The sequence below is a fragment of the Bradyrhizobium sp. 155 genome (genome assembly GCF_023101105.1).
GTDB classification, from domain to species: Bacteria; Pseudomonadota; Alphaproteobacteria; order Rhizobiales; family Xanthobacteraceae; genus Bradyrhizobium; species Bradyrhizobium canariense_D.
In genome coordinates, this window is sequence record NZ_CP064704.1 from 7448226 (window position 1) to 7466787 (window position 18562).

General features: G+C 64.3%; 21 protein-coding genes. 14 read left to right on the forward strand and 7 right to left on the reverse strand.

Annotated features, from left to right (window positions below; translation table 11 throughout):
- The first annotated feature begins 74 nt into the window (after positions 1 to 74).
- The 5 genes from IVA93_RS35385 (at position 75) to IVA93_RS35405 (ending at position 4308) form a co-directional block, all read left to right on the forward strand.
- Positions 75 to 773, forward strand: a complete 699-nt coding sequence (locus IVA93_RS35385) for a cytochrome c biogenesis CcdA family protein (protein ID WP_247789556.1) — start codon at positions 75 to 77, stop codon at positions 771 to 773.
- Positions 774 to 804: 31 nt separating this feature from the next.
- On the forward strand, positions 805 to 1368 hold the full coding sequence (locus IVA93_RS35390; RefSeq protein ID WP_018456003.1) for a thioredoxin family protein: 564 nt from the start codon (positions 805 to 807) through the stop codon (positions 1366 to 1368).
- Between the two features lie 84 nt (positions 1369 to 1452).
- Positions 1453 to 2427 carry a hypothetical protein gene (locus IVA93_RS35395; protein ID WP_018456002.1) on the forward strand — a complete coding sequence of 325 codons (975 nt, stop codon included), beginning with the start codon at positions 1453 to 1455 and terminating at the stop codon, positions 2425 to 2427.
- A gap of 196 nt (positions 2428 to 2623) precedes the next feature.
- Positions 2624 to 3217: a L,D-transpeptidase gene (locus tag IVA93_RS35400; protein WP_018456001.1), complete on the forward strand. Its 594-nt coding sequence runs from the start codon at positions 2624 to 2626 to the stop codon at positions 3215 to 3217.
- 53 nt (positions 3218 to 3270) lie between these two features.
- Positions 3271 to 4308, forward strand: a complete 1038-nt coding sequence (locus IVA93_RS35405) for an amino acid ABC transporter substrate-binding protein (protein WP_026233067.1) — start codon at positions 3271 to 3273, stop codon at positions 4306 to 4308.
- A 192-nt stretch (positions 4309 to 4500) separates the two neighbouring features.
- Here the strand turns inward: IVA93_RS35405 and IVA93_RS35410 are convergent, their stop codons facing one another.
- Together IVA93_RS35410 and IVA93_RS35415 are read right to left on the reverse strand one after the other, a co-directional pair.
- Positions 4501 to 5640: an acyl-CoA dehydrogenase family protein gene (locus IVA93_RS35410; protein WP_247789558.1), complete on the reverse strand. Its 1140-nt coding sequence runs from the start codon at positions 5638 to 5640 to the stop codon at positions 4501 to 4503.
- A 148-nt stretch (positions 5641 to 5788) separates the two neighbouring features.
- The gene (locus IVA93_RS35415) at positions 5789 to 7003 is read right to left on the reverse strand and encodes an acyl-CoA dehydrogenase family protein (protein WP_085349645.1); all 1215 of its coding nucleotides are present in this window, start codon (positions 7001 to 7003) and stop codon (positions 5789 to 5791) included.
- A 136-nt stretch (positions 7004 to 7139) separates the two neighbouring features.
- Here IVA93_RS35415 and IVA93_RS35420 point away from each other — a divergent pair, with 136 nt between their 5' ends.
- Entirely contained in the window at positions 7140 to 7685 is a 546-nt protein-coding gene (locus IVA93_RS35420; RefSeq protein ID WP_018455997.1) for a carboxymuconolactone decarboxylase family protein, read from the forward strand.
- Between the two features lie 91 nt (positions 7686 to 7776).
- Positions 7777 to 8271 carry a VOC family protein gene (locus IVA93_RS35425; protein ID WP_018455996.1) on the forward strand — a complete coding sequence of 165 codons (495 nt, stop codon included), beginning with the start codon at positions 7777 to 7779 and terminating at the stop codon, positions 8269 to 8271.
- Here the strand turns inward: IVA93_RS35425 and IVA93_RS35430 are convergent.
- Both IVA93_RS35430 and IVA93_RS35435 read right to left on the reverse strand, forming a co-directional pair.
- Complete coding sequence (locus IVA93_RS35430) at positions 8268 to 8780, reverse strand: DUF2938 domain-containing protein (protein WP_018455995.1); 513 nt, start codon at positions 8778 to 8780, stop codon at positions 8268 to 8270. The two genes, IVA93_RS35425 and IVA93_RS35430, sit on opposite strands and share 4 nt — an antisense overlap.
- Positions 8773 to 9645 carry a class I SAM-dependent methyltransferase gene (locus tag IVA93_RS35435; RefSeq protein WP_026233066.1) on the reverse strand — a complete coding sequence of 291 codons (873 nt, stop codon included), beginning with the start codon at positions 9643 to 9645 and terminating at the stop codon, positions 8773 to 8775. Before IVA93_RS35435 ends, IVA93_RS35430 begins: the two co-directional genes overlap by 8 nt.
- 83 nt (positions 9646 to 9728) lie before the next feature.
- Here IVA93_RS35435 and IVA93_RS35440 point away from each other — a divergent pair, with 83 nt between their 5' ends.
- The gene (locus IVA93_RS35440) at positions 9729 to 10163 is read left to right on the forward strand and encodes a helix-turn-helix domain-containing protein (RefSeq protein ID WP_018455993.1); all 435 of its coding nucleotides are present in this window, start codon (positions 9729 to 9731) and stop codon (positions 10161 to 10163) included.
- On the opposite strand, the gene IVA93_RS35445 is transcribed toward IVA93_RS35440, so the two are convergent.
- Both IVA93_RS35445 and IVA93_RS35450 read right to left on the reverse strand, forming a co-directional pair.
- Complete coding sequence (locus IVA93_RS35445) at positions 10155 to 11399, reverse strand: MFS transporter (protein WP_018455992.1); 1245 nt, start codon at positions 11397 to 11399, stop codon at positions 10155 to 10157. The two genes, IVA93_RS35440 and IVA93_RS35445, sit on opposite strands and share 9 nt — an antisense overlap.
- Before the next feature lie 174 nt (positions 11400 to 11573).
- The gene (locus tag IVA93_RS35450; protein ID WP_018455991.1) at positions 11574 to 12821 is read right to left on the reverse strand and encodes an MFS transporter; all 1248 of its coding nucleotides are present in this window, start codon (positions 12819 to 12821) and stop codon (positions 11574 to 11576) included.
- A 207-nt stretch (positions 12822 to 13028) separates the two neighbouring features.
- Between IVA93_RS35450 and IVA93_RS35455 the strand changes: the two genes are divergently transcribed.
- Positions 13029 to 15095 (forward strand): prolyl oligopeptidase family serine peptidase, encoded by a 2067-nt coding sequence (locus IVA93_RS35455; protein ID WP_026233064.1) that lies wholly within the window; start codon positions 13029 to 13031, stop codon positions 15093 to 15095.
- Positions 15096 to 15211: 116 nt separating this feature from the next.
- Here the strand turns inward: IVA93_RS35455 and IVA93_RS35460 are convergent, their stop codons facing one another.
- The gene (locus tag IVA93_RS35460) at positions 15212 to 15883 is read right to left on the reverse strand and encodes a DUF938 domain-containing protein (protein ID WP_018455989.1); all 672 of its coding nucleotides are present in this window, start codon (positions 15881 to 15883) and stop codon (positions 15212 to 15214) included.
- 258 nt (positions 15884 to 16141) lie between these two features.
- Between IVA93_RS35460 and soxX the strand changes: the two genes are divergently transcribed.
- The 5 genes from soxX to IVA93_RS35485 are packed head-to-tail and all read left to right on the forward strand — an operon-like array spanning position 16142 to position 18529.
- Positions 16142 to 16495, forward strand: coding sequence for a sulfur oxidation c-type cytochrome SoxX (soxX, locus tag IVA93_RS35465; protein ID WP_018455988.1), 354 nt, complete (start codon positions 16142 to 16144; stop codon positions 16493 to 16495).
- Positions 16496 to 16533: 38 nt separating this feature from the next.
- Positions 16534 to 17025 carry a thiosulfate oxidation carrier protein SoxY gene (soxY, locus tag IVA93_RS35470; RefSeq protein ID WP_018455987.1) on the forward strand — a complete coding sequence of 164 codons (492 nt, stop codon included), beginning with the start codon at positions 16534 to 16536 and terminating at the stop codon, positions 17023 to 17025.
- A gap of 15 nt (positions 17026 to 17040) precedes the next feature.
- A complete protein-coding gene (gene soxZ, locus IVA93_RS35475; protein WP_018455986.1) occupies positions 17041 to 17352 on the forward strand; it encodes a thiosulfate oxidation carrier complex protein SoxZ in 312 nt (103 codons plus the stop codon).
- Positions 17352 to 18215, forward strand: coding sequence for a sulfur oxidation c-type cytochrome SoxA (gene soxA, locus IVA93_RS35480; protein WP_018455985.1), 864 nt, complete (start codon positions 17352 to 17354; stop codon positions 18213 to 18215). Before soxZ ends, soxA begins: the two co-directional genes overlap by 1 nt.
- Positions 18212 to 18529 carry a hypothetical protein gene (locus tag IVA93_RS35485; RefSeq protein WP_018455984.1) on the forward strand — a complete coding sequence of 106 codons (318 nt, stop codon included), beginning with the start codon at positions 18212 to 18214 and terminating at the stop codon, positions 18527 to 18529. Before soxA ends, IVA93_RS35485 begins: the two co-directional genes overlap by 4 nt.
- Positions 18530 to 18562: the final 33 nt, after the last annotated feature.

An 18562-nucleotide genomic window follows, 5' to 3' on the forward strand; every position in this document is an offset into this window, starting at 1 on the left:
CGAAGGCGTGACGCGGCGTAACGACTGCCTCGCTCATCCCGAACTGCCCTCGTGACCCTCTCCACGAGTGCCCCATGCTCGAACTTCTCTTCGCTGCCCTCGCCGGCATCCTCACCATCGCCGCGCCGTGCACGCTGCCGATGCTGCCGATCCTGCTCGGCGCCTCAATCGGCCGCAGCTCGCATCTTCGTCCGGCGATGATCGCGCTCGGCTTCGTCATCTCGTTCTCCGCGACCGCGCTGCTGCTCGGCGCCATCACGCGGCTGTTTAATTTCGATCCGAACGTGCTGCGCGAAGCGGCCTCGATCCTGCTGCTCGGCTTCGGCCTGTTGATGCTGTGGCCGGCACCGTTCGAATGGCTGTCGATCCGGCTCAACGGCTGGCTCGATCTCGGCAACTCCAGCGCCACGCAGCGCGAGGGCGCACTCGGCGGGCTCGTGCTCGGCACCACGCTCGGCCTGGTCTGGACGCCCTGTGCCGGCCCGGTGCTCGGCTCGATCCTGACGCTGGTCGCAACGACTGAGAAGGCGACCTGGGCCGGCACGCTGCTGATCGCCTACGCCATCGGCGCGGCGATTCCCATGCTGGCGATCGCCTATGGCGGGCAGGCCGCGACCACGCGCGTGCGCAGTCTCGCGCGCATTTCGCCACGGCTGCAGCAGGGCTTTGGCGTCGTCGTGATCGGCTTCGCGCTCGCCGCCTACTTCCAATACGACACGCTGACCGTGGCGTGGCTCACCGGCTTCTATCCCACCGGCCAGATCGGCCTGTGATCATCCCTCAGCTTCACCGGAGGATCTTTCCATGACTTTCAAACTGCTCGCCGTCTCCGCCGCACTGATCGGCATCGCCGTAACAGGCGCCGTCATCCCCGGCATCTGCGACGAGGCCGCGCGCGCTGTCCCTGTCGTCACCGCCGCCGCCAGCCAGGACACCGCGCCCGACTTCGCCGGCATCAACAACTGGTTCAACTCGAAGCCGCTTAATATCGCCGATCTCCGCGGCAAGGTCGTGCTGGTGGACTTCTGGACCTATGGCTGCGTCAACTGCGTCAACACGCTGCCGCACGTCACCGATCTCTATGCCAAGTACAAGGACAAGGGCCTCGTCGTGGTCGGCGTGCACACGCCGGAGTTCCCGTTCGAGCGCTCGGCCTCCAATGTGCAGGCGGCGCTGAAGCGCCACGGCATCACCTATCCGGTGGCGCAGGACAATGATTCCAGGACCTGGAACGCTTACCGCAACCGATATTGGCCGGCGCAGTACATCATCGACCAGAACGGCAAGATCGTATTCCAGCACGAGGGCGAAGGCCGTTATGACGAGATCGACCGCACCGTGGCAAAGCTGCTGAACGCCAATAGCTGACGCCCGGCACGGGTCGCGCCCTTGTTGCTTGACTCCACGGACCCGTCCGTGGAGTTTCGCGGGCCACGTAATCAGCCGCCCGCGATGGACGACGCCACCAACAGCACCGACATTCGCCTTCGCGAGGGCGCCTCGATTGCGCAGCGGCTGGTCATGTCCGGCTTTGCGGCTGCCGTTGCGCTGTGCTTCACGCCGGGCCTGTTCACACACGATCCCCTGGAGGTGATCATCTCCGTGGTCGCGCTGCTCGTTGGAGCAGCGTTCGTCGCTATCATCATGCTGGCGCCGGCGGTGGTGTGGATCATCACGCCGGACGAGATCTTGATCGGCGAGCAGCGCCCGTTCGGAAAACTGCGGACGCGGATCGTCGCCAAGGACGACATCAAGGGATTGCAGGTTCCCGGCAGCAAGAGGGCGAAAGCCCGCTTTCAGCTGGCCTTCACGCTGGCCTCCGGAGAACGCCTGACCTCGCCGCCGATCTCCGACGTCACCCATGTGCACGACACGGTGGCGCGGATCGCCGCGCAATTCGACGTCCCCGACGTCGAGTCTCCGGTCAATCCGCTCGATGCCAGCAATCCCGAGATGCGTCTCGGCGACCCCCTCGAGCCGTTCTCGAAGAGAGACATCAGGATCGTCGCACTGATCGTCGTCGCATTGTGCGCCGTTCCCTACGCCTACAGGCTCTGGCGTGGCCTGTCGCCCGGGTCGGTCGACATCGTGCTGCTGCCCGTCGGCGCGCTCGCCGCTTTTGGCGTTTCCCGTTATGCCAACCTTGTGACCGGCGCGTTCTGGATCATCCGCCAGGGCGATATCCGGATCGAACGCCTGTGGGGCGACGGCACGTTGCGCGCCGACCACATCGAAGGGCGCGACGTCAAGACGATCACGGTCGAGCGCCGCGGCCGCTCCGAGGACGAGCACTGCATCGTCGTGATCCGATTGCAGTCAGGACAACGGTTTCGCAGCCCTCGCATCGGTTCGAGGCCTGAGGCCCGGGCCGTGGGGACGGAGATCGTCCGGCGGCTCGGGATCGCGGCTGAGAATAACCAGATCTGACAGGCCGCGCGCGGTGAGGATGCTGCGACCACTGCTTTTCGCGCCATCCCCCGTTTGTGGCATTGCGCGCGGTCCGTCAAAAAACCAAAGCATTCTCGTGACATATGGTCTAAGGGTGCCTTGAACTTGCCATGAAGATGGCCCTGAGATTTGATGGTTCCAGATGATTTGGCTTTGGCCGCGGGGAGAGCTTGAAATGACGGATTTTCGTCGCCTGACCGGGGTGTTTGTGGCTGCGATCGGCCTGATCCTGTCCGCGCCCCACGCCTACGCCCAGCAGCCCGACCGCGGCGACGAGCCGGGCCTGGTCGCCGACGATGCCTATGAGCTCGATCCGGAATGGCAGAAGCAGGTCGTCTACTTCCGCACCACCGAAGCGCCCGGCACCCTCATCATCTCGACCGCCGAACGGCATCTCTATCTGGTGCAGCCTGGCGGTCGTGCGATCCGCTACGGCATCGGCGTCGGCCGCGACGGTTTTCAGTGGCAGGGTCTGGTGAACATCACCAACAAGAAGGAGTGGCCGGACTGGACGCCGCCGCCGGAGATGATCCAGCGCCAGCCTTATCTGCCGCGCTTCATGGCCGGCGGCCCCGGTAATCCGCTCGGTGCGCGCGCCATGTATCTGGGCACCACGGTCTACCGCATCCACGGCACCAACCGGCCCGACACGATCGGCACCAAGGTCTCCTCCGGCTGCTTCCGGCTCGTCAACCGCGACGTCGCCGATCTCTACGATCGCGTCCCTGTCGGCACCAAGGTCGTCATCCGGCAGAAGCCCGAACTCTGATCTCCTCGCATTAGCGAATATTCCTTTTCCCGATTTTTCGAGAGAGCAACATGATGCGCACTTTTCGTGGCGGCCTGCTGATCGGGCTCGCAGTCGCCGTGCTGGTCGCCGTCCTGGCCATCATCTATGAATTCTACGACACCCGCACGTTGAAGCGCACCGTCCGCCGCGGCGAAGTGCTGTGCGGCGTCAACAAGGGCCTGCCGGGCTTCTCGATCCCCGACGACAAGGGCAACTGGACCGGCTTCGACGTCGATTTCTGCCGCGCGGTGGCTTCCGCGATCTTCAACGACCCGAGCAAGGCGAAATTCGTCGCGCTCGATGCCAACGAGCGCTTCAAGGAATTGCAGAGCCGGAAAGTGGACATCCTCTCGCGCAACTCGACCTGGAGCATGGCGCGCGAGCTCGACTACGATCTCTATTTCCCCGCGGTCGCCTATTACGACGGCGCAGGCTTCATGCTGCCGCGCGCGCGCAACAAGGAGACCGCGCTGGACCTGACCGGGAGCAAGGTCTGCGTCCAGACCGGGACCACCACGGCGCTCAACGTCGCGGATTACTTCCGTGCCAACAACATGAAGTATGAAGAGGTGAAGTTCGACAAGCTGGACGACGTCGTGAAAGCCTACGACACCGGCAAATGCGACACGCTCTCCGCCGACGTCTCCCAGCTCTACGCGCTGCGGCTGAACCTGTCGAAGCCCGGCGACAGCATGATCCTGCCGGACATGATCTCCAAGGAGCCGCTCGCCCCCGTCGTGCGCCAGCGCGACGACGACTGGATGATGATCGTGAAGTGGACGCTGTACGCGATGATCAACGCCGAGGAGCTCGGCGTCTCCTCGGAGAACATCGACGAGGCCCTGAAGTCGAAGAAGCCGGAAGTGATGCGGCTGGTCGGCACCGAGGGCAATTACGGCGAGCAGCTCGGCCTGACCAAGGATTGGGTGGTCCGCATCATTCGCCACGTCGGCAATTACGGCGAGATGTACGAGCGCAACATCGGCGAGAAGTCGAAGCTGAAGATCCCGCGCGGCATGAACCAGCTGTGGAATGCGGGCGGCGTGCAGTACGCGCCGCCGGTGCGGTAAGAGGTCTTTGTCGTCCCGGCCTAGTGCGCAATTGCGCACGGGGGGCCGGGACCCATAACCACCATCGGAAATTGTAGCGGCAGCTAGCAACTCCGAGTCTTTCTCAAACTGCTCCCTGGGGTTATGGGTCCCGGCCTTCGCCGGGACGACACCTCTATTCGAGGCGCAGCTGTGCCCATTGGTACCCTCGCCTCAATACCCCCGCGCCCTTGCCAGCTGCTCGGTGTGGTAATTGGCGTCGCCGAACAATTCCTCGCACACGCGCGCGCGCTTCATAAAGAAGCCGATGTCGAACTGGTCGGTCATGCCCATGCCGCCATGCATCTGCACGCCTTCCTGCACCGCGCGCGTGGCGGTGGTGCCGGCGCGGGCTTTCGCCACTGCGACGGCTGACGCCGCCTTGGCGACGTCCGTATCGAGCGCTTGCAGCGCCTTCATCACGGCGGCGCGGGTGATCTCGATATCGACATAGAGTTCGGCGGCGCGGTGCTGCAGCGCCTGGAATTCGCCGATCAGCTTGCCGAACTGCTTGCGGCTCTTCAGGTACTCGACGGTACGGTTGAACACCTCTTCGCTCAGACCCACCATTTCGGAGGCCACTGCGCCCCGCCCGATATCGAGCACGCCGTGGAGCAAGCCGGCTCCCTGGTCGACTTCGCCGAGCACGCTGTCGGCATCGACCTCGACATTGGCAAGCTCGATCCGCGCCGCATTGTGCGCGTCGACCATGATGGTGCGCTCGATCGCAACGCCCTTGGCCTTGGGGTTGACCAGGAACAGCGTCAGCCCCTCGCGCTCGCCGGCTGAGCCGGCCGTACGCGCAGCGACGATGAGGAGATCGGCAACGTGACCGTCGACCACCAGCGCCTTGGCGCCGGAGAGTTTGAAGCCGTTGCCGGCGCGCACGGCCTGGAGGCTGGTCTGAAGCGGGCGGTGTTTTGCGCCCTCGTCGATCGCGAGCGTCGCGAGCAGGGAGCCGTTGGAAATCTTCGGCAGATACTCCGACTTCTGCGCGGCAGTGCCGCCACGGTTCAGTGCCGAGGCCGCGACCACGCTGGTTGCGAGGAAGGGCGAGGGCATCAGCGTGCGGCCGATCTCCTCCATCACCACCCCGGCCTCGACATAGCCGAGGCCGCTGCCGCCGAACTCTTCCGGCACCAGCAAGCCGGCAAAACCCATCTCGGCGAAGGAATGCCAAAACTCCCTGGAGAAGCCGATGGGGTCTTTGCTATCGCGCAGATGCCGCAAATGCGACACCGGCGCCTTGTCGCTGATCAGCCCGCGCGCGCTGTCGCGGAGCATCGATTGTTCTTCGGTGAGGACGAGGGCCATGTGCAATGTCTCTAACGTCTGGCGGAATGCATGTCTGTTGTTGTCATTCCGGGGCACGCGAAGCGTGAACCCGGAATTTCGAGGTTCTCAGGTGCGCAACCGCGCACCTTAGTTCGGTCCTGCGGACCGCCCCGGAACGACGCTGGGGTTACGCCCCCGGCAAATCGAGGATGCGCTTGGCGACGATGCCGAGCATGACCTCGGTGGTGCCGCCCTCGATCGAGTTGGCCTTGGTCCGCAGCCAGGCGCGCGGACGCGCTCCTTGTTTCGAACGCTCGCTCTCCCATTCCAGCGCATCGACGCCGCCGGCCGACATCAGGATCTCGTAACGGCGCTTGTTGAGCTCGGTCCCGTAATATTTCATCGCCGACGAGAACGCCGGATGGGCCTGACCGGCCTTGGCGAGATCGACCGCGCGCTCGGCGCAGGCGCCAAGGGCCGCTTCGTCGACGTCGAAGCTGGCGATGCGGCCACGCAGCATGGAATCGTCGAGCCGTCCCTGCGCATCGGTGCCGACGGAATCGGCCGCAATCTGGCCCAGCGGACGGCCGACGCCGCGCTCGCCCATGCCTGATATCATCGCGCGCTCATGCTGGAGCAGATATTTTGCGACGTCCCAGCCGCGATTGACGGTGCCGACCACATGCGATTTCGGCACGCGGACATTGTCGAAGAAAGTCTCGCAGAACGGCGAGTAGCCGGAGATCAGGAGGATCGGTTTGGTCGTCACGCCCTTCGAGGTCATGTCGAACAGGATGAAGCTGATGCCGTCATGCTTCTTCGCGGCGGCATCGGTGCGAACGAGGCAGAAGATCCAGTCGGCGTAGTTGGCATAGGAGGTCCAGATCTTCGACCCCGTAATGATGAAATCATCGCCGTCGCTCTCGGCGCGGGTCTGCAGCGAGGCGAGATCGGAGCCGGCGTTCGGCTCGGAATAGCCCTGACACCAGCGGATCAGGCCCGCGGCGATCTTTGGCAGATGCTCCTTCTTCTGGGCATCGTTGCCGTATTTCAGCAGCGCCGGCCCGAGCATCCAGATCCCGAAGCTCGACAGCGGGGGCCGCGCGCCGATCCTGGCCATCTCCGCGCGCAGCACCTTGTGCTCCGCGGCGCTTAAGCCCCCACCGCCATATTCCTTCGGCCAGTCCGGTACGGTCCAGCCCTTGTCGCGCATGCGTTCGAACCAGATGCGTTGCGGCTCGGACGAAAATTTTGCGTTACGTCCACCCCAGAACACGTCGGCGTCGGACGTCGCGGGCTTGCGCATTTCCGGCGGGCAATTGGCTTCCAACCAGGCGCGCGTTTCGCTGCGGAATGTTTCGAGATCGGCGGTCTCAGTCTCGCTGGCCCTGGAGTCAGTCATAGGTCGTTTCCATCAATCTATGTCGGTTTGTTGGGCGCGACTCTGGGCCAAGCTCCCGCGGAATTCAACCACTTCCGTGTCACGCATCCGCTATAGTCGCCGCCACGGCGAGCTTGAAAACAAAGAGGAAACAACAATGCGCCTGAAGCTTCTTTCGCCTGGCGAAATGAACGAGAGCCAGCGGCAGACCTATGACGAGTCGATTGCCGGCAAGCGCGGCAGGCCGCCGGCACCGATGATGGCCTGGCTCAACAGCCCCGACATGGCCCGTCACGCCACGCGGCTCGGCGAGGTCCTGCGTTACGATACGATATTTCCCGCGAAACTTTCGGAGATCGCGATCCTGGTGACGGCGCGGCACTGGACCGCCCATTACGAATGGTACGCGCACAAGCGGCTGGCGCTTGCGGGCGGCATGGACCCTGACATCATCGACGCGATCCGCGACCGCCGCACGCCCGTCTTCGACGATCCCAGGGCTAAGATGATCTACGACGTCGCAAAATCGCTGCATGAGGGCCACGGCGTCGAGAAGGGCCTCTATGACGAGGCGGTGAAGCTGCTCGGCGAGCGCGGCGTGGTCGAGGTGATTGGTCTCTGCGGCTATTACACGCTGGTGTCGATGACGCTGAACACGTTTGAGTTCGAGCTGCCGGAGGGCGAGGTGCGGGAGCTGTCGTAAGTTGCCTATCCGGAAACGCTGGGTTTCGGGATCGGCCGGTAGCACTGTCCCGAGGCCGGACTTATGTGGAGTTCATCAACGGAGCAGCCGCATGTCGCAAAACCAAGCCGTCGCCGCCGGCACCAGGATCGGCCACGTCCATCTCAAAGTCGCCGATCTCGATCGCGCGCTGGGCTTCTATTGCGGCGTGCTCGGTTTCGAGCTGATGCAGCGCATGGGCTCGGGCGCGGCCTTCATCTCGGCCGGCGGCTATCACCACCACATCGGGCTCAACACCTGGGAGAGCAAGGGCGGCTCGCCGCCGCCGCCTGATGCGACCGGGCTCTATCACACCGCGATCCTCTATCCGACGCGGCCGGCGCTGGCGGATGCGTTGCACCGCGTGCTCTCGGCCGGCATTGCGCTCGACGGCGCCAGCGACCACGGCGTCAGCGAGGCGCTGTATTTGCGCGATCCGGACCAGAACGGTGTGGAGCTGTATTGGGACAAGCCGCGGGAGCAATGGCCATTCGGGCCGGACGGCAAGCTTTCGATGTTCACGAAGCGGCTGGATGTGGAGGAGCTGCTGAAGCAGCGGGAGGCCTAGTCCGCACCTCGCCACTGCACGAGCCTCAGGACCCATCCGGCCACATAGAGCCCGACGCCGAACACGGCATGCGTGAGTAGCGTGTTGAGACGCGCCACGTTGGGACGTGGCGCGTGATGGGCTGCAATGCCGAGGCCCATGCCCGGCTGCATGATCAGGAAAGGTGCCGCCACGCTGCCGATTCCGACGATCAATGCGGGGCCGACACGCGGGGAATGCAGCCAATCGAGCCCCCAGATCGCCAGCAAGACGGCCGCGAACGCAATGCCGATCAGGTAGTGCGCGGCCCACCCAATCAGGCGCTCGCGTGGAGCCGGATCGGGTGCCGCGATCTTAAGATGCCGATACTGTCCGCGCGCGAGCAGGATGAGCCAGCGACCTAGGAGTCCATAGTCTAGCGATGGGATTCCAAGAACATGCGCGCGGAGAACTGCCCAACCATCGATCACGGCCGTTGCACCGGATCCGATCAAGGCGGCGCCGACCAGAAATTCAATCATTTCACCCATTCGAGACCTCGCCTGCCGCGTCGGTTGAAGCCCGCGCCTGGATCATCCAGCATGCGGCGGTAAAACGGATCGCATCTGCCTCCACGTAGGGGGCGAAGGCGGGCCGCACCGCATCCACGACCCTTTCGCGCAATCCCCTGTCGGCGTCCTGCAGGATCGTTCCGACGGGTCCCAGCCAACCGACATAGCGAGCGAGTTCGCTGGCAGGAAAGCGGCATGGAATATCCACCGGCCGGATGTCGATCTCGGTCCAGCCGCTCTCCAGCAGGATGGTCCTGACCCGATCTTTGTCAGCGAAGGCGAACTGCCCCGGACCGCCGGATGGACGGGCAGGCATATTCGGCAGAAGGGGCGCGGCGGCTCGTTCGGCCGCCGTCATGAACGGATTCTCCGCTGCGCCCCGCCATGCAACGACGGCGAGCCCGGCGCCTTCGGCGGCAGCGCGCCTCAGATTTGCGAAGGCCGCAACGAGGTCTTCGAAGAACATCACGCCGAGACGTGAAATGATCGTATCGAAGCTCGCCGGGTCGAATTTATGGTGCTGCGCATCGGCGCAGATAAAGCTGGCCGAGGTGCCTTCGCGCTCGGCGCGGGCCAGCGCCGCCCCGATCATCGGCGCGGAGATGTCGATGCCGACCACACGGCCGCCTTGCCCGAGCTTTCGAGCGACCGCAACGGTCAGACCACCAGTGCCGCAGCCGACGTCCAGAACGCGACGATTGGAGCCGGCAGGAACGGCCTCGCACAGCGGCCTCTCGAATTGCTTGAACATCTCATCCAGGATGTCCTGGGTCTCGACCCAGGCGCGTCCGGCGGGACCATTCCAAAGCCTCATCTGCTCAATCGCCTTCTGCATAGCGTCCATGATGGTTTCCCCTTTCGTCTTGCCTTGGCGGCGTTGGACGCGGCATACTGCCAGTTCAAGTGAACTTGAGGTCAAGAGGCGTGATGACGATCGATATCGCCGAAGTCGCACGGCGCTCCGGTGTTCCGGCGTCGACGCTGCGATTCTATGAGGAAAAGCGGTTGATTGCCCCGATCGGCAGGCGCGGCCTGCGCCGGCTGTTCGATCTGGAGATCCTGGATCGCCTGGCGCTGATCGCGCTGGGGCGCGCGGCGGGCTTCTCGCTCGATGAAGTTGCCCGGATGTTCGCACCCGACGGAAGGCCGCGTATCGACCGGCGGAAGCTTGCCGCCAAGGCCGACGAGTTGGACCGAACGATCCGCAAGCTTATCGCGATGCGCGACGGCCTGCGCCATGCCGCGGCCTGTCCGGCGCCAAGTCACATGGAATGCCTGCATTTTCGCCGCCTCATGCGGGTCGCGGCATTGGGAAAGGCGAGGTCGCCCAAGCGGGCACCGCGCGCGCCGCGATCAGACTGAAGCGGTCGATCGCCTTGTGTGCCCCCGCACCATGATCAACGCCGCGGCCACCAGCTCCAGCGCAATACACAGATAGAACGGCAGCTCATAGCCACCGGAGAAATCGCGCAGAAAACCGACCACGCCGGGGCCGAACGCATAGGTCACCTGGTTGATCGCAGTGTTGAGGCTGATCAGCACGCCGAACGAGGCGGAATCGAATTCCTGCTGCACGATCAGCGACGGCAGCGTGATGAGATTGCCGACCGAGAAGCCGAATAACGCGCAGGCGGCGATCAGCACGTAATCATTGTGCAAATTGATGACGACGAGAAGCGCCACGGCCTGGCTCAGAAACGACAGCGCCGAGGCGAGCCGCTGGTTGAGTCGGTCGATCACCAGCGAGAACAGCACCCGGCCGATCACCGCCATCGCGGTCAGCACCGCAACCGCGACGGCCGCGCGCTCGCGCCCGATCACGGGATCGAGGAACGAGATCAGGTGGACGATGAAGCCGACCTGCGCGAACAGCACCAAAGCAAAGGCAATGGTCACGGTGAGGAAGCCGACATCGCGCAACGCCTGGCTACGAATCTGCGCCGACGATTGCGGCTTCGTTTTCGTCGCGGCGCGCCGGCCATGGAGATCGGGCGGGCGGCCGACGACAATCAGGATCACCGGCACGAGCAGTACCAGCATGGCGCCGGCGACGATAAACATAGCGCTGGCGAAGCCGACATGGCCGATCAAGCTCACCAGCAGCGGCACGCCGACGATGCCGCCGAAGCTTGCGCCGTTCAGCGCGAGGCTGATCGCCATGCCGCGCTTCTGGTCGAACCACAGGCTGATCGTGTTGGTGATCATGGCCAGGCTCGTGCCGGCCCAGCCGAAGGCGAGCACGGCGTTCGCGAGATAAAGCTGCCACGGTTCGCGCACCGCGCCGATCGCGACCGCCGCGGCCGACATCGCCAGCGTCCCTGCGATCAGGCCGAGGCGCGGGCCGTACTTGTTGACGGCTTCGCCGACGAAGACGACGAGCAGCGCGCCGAACAGATAGAAGAACGTCGTGGCCGACGAGATCAGCGAGGCCGACCAGCCGTGCGCACGCTGGAGCTCGGCGACATAGACGCTCTGGCCGTAGAAGCCGAGCCCCCAGCCGAAGGTCGCGAGCAGGAAGCAGACCGCAACGATGCGCCAGCCTTCGTAGCGGAGAGAGGATTCGTCGACGGATCCGTCGTGTCGAGGGTTATCGAGCATGCCGCTTACTCCGTCATGCCCGGACTTGTTCCGGGCATCCACGTTCTTCGATCCGCGCGCTCAAGACGTGGATGGCCGGGACAAGCCCGGCCATGACGACATCTAGTAACCTTCACCAGAAAATCACTTCGACCTGGATCGAACTATCAACGCTGCTGACAGCCTCCCGCCATCTCAGATCGCATCCGGGAACTCGCCCATGGCCGCGTCGAGCCGCGCTTTGCGGCGACGGGTCCAAGACGCCAGCGAGAGCACGGCGAGACCGAGCAGCACCGGCGGAAACACCACCATGTTCACCGCGGACCAGCCGTAACTGGCGAGCAGTTGGCCGGACGAGAACGAGCCGATCGCCATCATGCCGAACACCAGGAAATCGTTGAAGGCCTGCACCTTGTTGCGCTCCTGCGGCCGGTGCGTCTCCAGCACCAGCGCCGAGGCGCCGATGAAGGAGAAGTTCCAGCCGACACCGAGCACGATCAGCGTGGCCCAGAAATGCATCGCGGTGATGCCGGACAGGCCGATGCCGGCCGCGCCGGCCTCCAGCAGCAGGCCGGCGGCAACGATCTTGCGCGCGCCGAAGCGGGCGATCAGCGCGCCCGTGAAGAAGCTCGGCCCGTACATGGCGACGATGTGCCATTGAATGCCGAAATTGGAATCTGAAACGCTCAAGCCGCACAGCTTCATGGCAAGCGGCGCCGAGGTCATCACCAGGTTCATCATGGGGTAGGAGATGACGCCGCACAGCGCCGCTGCGATGAAGCGTGGCTGGGTCACGATCTCGAGCAGCGGCCGCCCGCCATGAAGATCGGCCGGCGCCGGTTTCGGCATGTCGACCCCGGCGACGATGCCCATCGCGATGAGCGCGACAGCCGCCTGGACCAAGAAGCTGAAGGCGAAGAGATAAGGCTGCCAGACATCCATGGTCCATTGCACGAGCTGCGGACCGAGCACGCCGGCGAACACGCCGCCCGCCATTACCCAGGACACCGCCTTGGGTCGGTACGCCGCGCTGGCGCCGTCGGCGGCAGCGAAGCGATAGGACTGCGCCACCGCGCCGTAGAGGCCGCCAAGAAAAGTCGCCAGACAGAACAACGGAAACGAAGCGTGCAGGATCGCGAAGCAGCCGAGCAGGCCGGTGAGCGTACCCAGGCCCGTGCCGATGATGAAGGCCCAGCGGCGGCCGAAGCGACTCGATATCGCGCCGGTCGGCAGCGTGCCGGCCGCAAGCCCCAGCACGTACATCGACAGCGGTACCGTCGCGAGCGACATGTCGGGTGCAAGCGTCGCACCGACGATGGAGCCGGTGGCGAAGATCACCGCCGAATTGGCGCCGGTCAGCGCCTGCGCGGCAGCAAGGCGCACCACATTGGCGCGCACGCGGGCGTCGGCGGCGACCTCATTGGCTGCAGTCACATCCAGCATCGGCATTTCCGCCCCAACGGGCTTTTAAGTGCTTTCAAGGGCTCGCTTGATTCCCGGCACTATGGCGGGACGCGGGAGGGCGGGCAACCGGCGCAAACGGGCGCAGGCCATGTCTCTGACGCAATCGGGCCGATGATAATGGGCCGCGCACTTGACGGCTTGCGCTCGATCAAATCCTATCCGCCGCGACCTTCCGGAGTTTCGTTCATGTCCGTCGACGACAGGCCTACGCTCAGCGCTCCTGACGACGATCCCTGGCTCTGGCTGGAGGAGATCGAAGGCAAGCAGGCGCTCGATTTCGTCACGCGGCAGAACAGCCTGACACTCGACGCGTTCGGCGGAGCGGCCTTCGCGCGCGATCGCGACATCCTCGCGGCGATCTACGATCGTCCCGACAACATTCCCTATGTCAGCCGCCGCGGCACCGAACTGCACAATCTCTGGAAGGACGCCACCAACCCGCGCGGCCTGTGGCGGAAGACTTCCCTCGCGGAGTTTCGCAAACCGCATCCGACGTGGGAAATCATGCTGGATGTCGACCAGCTCGCGGCACGCGAAGGCGAGGACTGGCTGCTGAGCGGCATCACCACGCAGCCGGGAAGCGCGCGCGCCATTTTGGGGCTGTCGCGCGGTGGCAGCGATGCCGTCACCTTGCGGGAATTCGACCTCGACACCAAGAGTTTCGTTGCGGACGGATTTGCGCTGTCGGAAGCCAAGGGCGGCGCCGATTGGCTCGATGCCGACACGCTGCTGCTGTCGAGCGCCCATGGCGAAGGCATGGCGACGAGCTCGGGATATTCCCGGACGGTTCGACTGTGGCGGCGCGGCCAGCCTGTCGATCAGGCGCAGGTGATCATCGAGACCACGGCCGATCATATGGCGATCTCCGGCATCGTCGACGACACCGCTGCGGCCCCGCGCAGCTGGATCGTCGACCAGATCGACTTCTTCAATCATGCGCTCTGGCTGCGCGACGCAGACGGTGCGACGACGAAGCTCGATCTGCCGACCGGCATCTGGTTGCAGGCGCATGGCGACTGGTTCGCGATGAAGCTGCGCGAAGCCTGGTCGATCGAGGGCAAGACCTATGCCGCCGACACCGTGCTCGGCATGTCGCTCTCGGCGTTCCTCGCCGGCAGCCGCGATTTCGCGGTGCTGTTCGAGCCGGAACCTCGCCGCGCCCTGCAAGGCCTGTTCTGGACCGGAGGCAAGCTGGTGCTGTCGATCCTCGACGAGCTCCAGCCGCAATTCGAGATCTGCACGCCGTCGGCCACAGGCTGGAGCCGCGCGTCGCTCGGCGGCCTGCCGCAGATCGGCGTCGTCGACATCTGGCCGCTGGATCGCCATCCCTCCGAGAGCAATGGCGACCTGCTTGCCAATGTGCAGGATCCGCTGACGCCGCCGTCGTTGCTGCTGATCGAGCGCGGCGTCGCGAGCCCGACCGTGTTGAAGCAGGCGCCGAAAACATTCAACGCCGACGGCCTCGTGGTGACCCAGCACGAAGCGATCTCGACCGACGGCGAACGCATCCCCTATGTACAGACCGGCCCCGCCGGCGAGACCGGCGATGCACCGGTCTATATGAGCGCCTATGGCGGCTTCGCCCATTCGGTGAAGCCGTATTACAACCCGTCGCTCGGCAAGCTGTGGCTGGAGCGTGGCGGCACCACGGTGCAGGCGAATTTGCGCGGCGGCGGCGAATTCGGCACGCGCTGGCACGATGCCGGCCGGCTCGCCGGCAAGAAACTGTCGCACGACGATTTCGCCGCCGTTGCCGCCGATCTCGTCCGCCGCGGTGTGACGACGGCAAAGCGCATCGCCGCGCAGGGCGGATCGAACGGCGGCATCCTCATCACCAACATGCTGGTGCGATACCCCGAACGTTTCGGCGCGCTGTTCTGCACCATCCCGCTGATCGATATGCGCCGCTACACGAAGCTGCTCGCCGGCGCGAGCTGGATCGCGGAATATGGCGATCCCGACAAGCCCGAGGAGTGGGACTGGCTCAAGTCCTACTCCGCCTATCACAACGTCAAGGCCGGCCAGCCGTATCCGCCGATCCTGATCGCCACCACGCGACGCGACGACCGTGTCCATCCCGGGCATGCGCGCAAGATGGCGGCAAAGCTCCAGGCCATGGGCTACGAGGCCTGGTTCTACGAGCCTGAAGCCGGTGGCCACGGCTACGGCAAGGACAACAAGGAGCGCGCCGGGTTCGAGGTGATTGGCTTTCGGTTCTTAAAGGACAAGATCGGGTGGAAGGACGAGGGCTAGCGTTTGCGGCGCTGACATCTCCGCACGGTCATGGCCGGGCTTGACCGGGCCATCCACGCCTTAGCTGGTGCACGAAGAACGTGGATGCCCGGGACAAGCCCGGGCATGACGACCTCCTATCGCGCGAATACCAAGGTCAGATTGTTCGCGGGCATGTCCATCGTATCGACAAGGCGAAGACCAACGCCGCGGGCAAGCGCCTCGACATCGGCGATGTCACGCACGCCCCAGTCGGGATTGCCTTCACGCAGGGAGGTGTCGAACACCGCATTGCTGAGCGCGATGTGCTTGCCGCCGCGCTTGAACGGGCCGTAGAGGAACAGCTTGCCGTCGGCCCGCAAATAGCGGCCGGCGCCGGCGAACAGACCCTCGGCGACGCTCCATGGCGCGATGTGGATGACATTGGCGCAGAACAATGCGGCAAGACTCGACGGCCCCTGCCCGCTTTTCATCTCCGGGCACCAGTCCGGATCGGTGAGATCGATCCGCAGCGGCGAGCGGATGTTTTTGAGACCTGAATGAACGCGCCAGGCCTCGATGCTCTTGAGGTGGCGCTGGTTGAGATCGCTGGGCCACCAGATCAGGCCGGGCGTGTGACGGGCGAAGTAGACCACGTGCTGGCCGGTTCCGCTGCCGAGCTCGACCACGTTGCCGGTGCAGCCGGCGAGATGCCGTTCCAGTGCCGCCCAGAGCGGCTCGTGATTGCGATGAAATGCCGGCGCATCGAGCCGCCCATCCGACTCGACCCGACCGCCATCCCTGCCGAATTCGACGACATATTCAGCCAAGTGAGGTCCCCTTGAAAAAACGAGAACGCGATGAAAACAGGTTGAGCGCCCAAACGCTCAGGAAACAGCCGGCCCGCGCCACGGTCCCTAACTCTCGGACCAAGCCGGCTGAACAAATAATCTCTTTAGTTGCAATCGGGAAGATATTAACTCCATTTTGTCGCGTGGATAGTCTTGATTGTCAGGCGGCGCCCTTTGTGCTTTGGAACGCTTCTATTTCGTAATCGAGACCATCGCATAACGCCTCGGAATAACGCCTTGACCGCCTTTTCCCGGACGCCCGTTCTGTTCATCTTGCTGGCCATTGCAGCCGGCCTCGCCACCCCGGCGTGGGCGCAGTCCGCTGTGGCCGACGGCCAGAAACTCGCTTTCGACCGCGGCAAGGGCAATTGCCTGACCTGCCATGTCATCAGGGGTGGCGACCTGCCGGGAACGATCGGGCCGGAACTGAAGGACCTCAAGGCCAAGTACCCCGATCGCAACGAACTGACCGCGATCATCTTCGACGAGACCAAGCGCAATCCGCAGACCATGATGCCGCCGTTCGGCCGGAACCGGATTTTGACCGAACAGGAGATCAGCGCGATCGTTGATTTCCTGCAGACCCTGTGACTTCAGGCATGCCACGAGATTTGGTTGGGAGACCAGAGATGACCACACTCACCGGCCCAAGCGCGACGCGGCGCCTGATCCTTCAGGGCGCAGCCTCGGTCGCGTTGCTCGGCCTCGGCAATCTGCCGTTCGGCGCCGCGCCCGCGCGCGCCGCGGCCAACGACAAATATCCGGAAGAGGCGTTCAAGCAAAAGAGCGAGGCTGACGCCATCAAGGCGCTCTACGGCAAAACCGCCGAGCCGTCCGACAAGGTCAAGCTGGACGCCCCCGAGATCGCCGAGAACGGCGGTGTGGTGCCGATCTCGGTGACGACGACACTCGACAAGGTCACCTCGATTTCATTCTTCGTGGCCGAGAATCCCAGCGCGCTGGCCGCCAGCTACAGGATTCCCGAAGGCACGATCCCTGCTGTCGCCAACCGGCTGAAGATGGCCAAGACCACCAACGTGGTCGCGATCGTGGAGGCCGACGGCAAGCTCTACAGCGCGACCAAAGAGGTCAAGGTCACCGTCGGCGGCTGCGGCGGCTAAGCGAGGAAGATCGAGATGGCATCCAGCATTCGCGTCCGCGCCACCACCAACGGCGACATCACCGAGGTGCAGGCGCTGATCCAGCACCCGATGGATACCGGCTTCGTCAAGGACGCCAAAGGCGAACTGATCCCGGCGCATTACATCCAGCAGCTGAAATTCGAATGTAACGGCAAGGACGTCTTCGTTGCCGATTGGGGCACCGCGGTCTCGAAGGACCCCTACGTCAAGTTCAGCTTCAAGGGAGCCAAGAAGGGCGACGATCTCAAGGTCTCCTGGACCGATAACAAGGGTGCGTCGGACACGACCACTGCGAAGATCTCGTGATGAAGGCCCGCACCACCATCCTGCTTGGTTCGTTGAGCGCCGCGCTCGTCGCGTTGGCCCTCACCTCTCCACGCGTGGTGGCGGCCGACAAGGTCGATCCCATTGCCGATGCCAAGGCGTTCCAGAACTTCTTCTTCCAGAAATTCCCTGATGTGAAGCACGAGGATTTCGTCAACGGTCCTTATTCCATGAACGAGGACATGAAGCGGCAGTGGCAGGAGAAGGAGGAATTCCCGCCCTACGAGTTTGCGCTCGACGCCGGCAAGGAGATGTTCGCCACCCCGTTCAAGAACGGCAAGACCTATGCGGACTGCTTCCCGAACGGCGGCATCGGCATCCGCCAGAACTATCCTTATTTCGACGAGAAGGAAGGCAAGGTCGTCACGCTGGAGCTGGCGCTCAACCGCTGCCGCGAGGCCAATGGCGAGGCGCCCTATTCTTACGTCAAGGACGAGATGGCCTCGCTCACGGCGTACATGGCCTTCACCTCGCGCGGCAAGCCGATGGACATCAAGATCCCCGACGATCCTCGCGCGCTCGCGGCATTCGAGAACGGCAAGCGCTATTTCTACACCCGCCGCGGCCAATTGAATTTCTCCTGCGCGAGCTGCCATGTGCAGAGCCCGGGTGAGCGCATCCGCGCCGAGATCCTGGCGCCGGCGCTTGGCATTCTGAACGCGATGCCGATCTACCGCTCCGAATGGAGCGGCATGGGCACCACCAGCCGCCGCTTCGTCACCTGCAACAGCCAGACCCGCGCGGTTCCGCTGGAGCCGCAGGCGGATGAATATCGCGACGTCGAATATTTCCTGTCCTACGTCGCCAACGGCCTGCCGATATCGGGACCGGGAGCGCGGCCATGAAGCTGTCACTCCCTTTCGTCCGGCTGCTTGCCTTGCTGCTTACCCTCGGGCTCGCGCCGGCGGCGCGCGCGGCAGATGAGGCAGACTACAAGGCGGCCTTTGCCGCCGCCGAGGCCGCCTCCAAGGAGGCCGCCGGCATGCGCAACCAATGGACCGTGACCGTCTCGACGCTGGCCGCCGCAAAGAAGGCGGCCGATGGCGGCGATTTCGACCGCGCCGTGGCCGCAGCCAGGGAGGCCGAGGCGCTGGCGAAGGCGTCGATCTTCCAGGCGATTTCCGAAAAAGAAGCCTGGAAGGCGATGGAAATCCGTTAGACTGTTCGCTTGTGCAACAGCCTTGCGACCGTG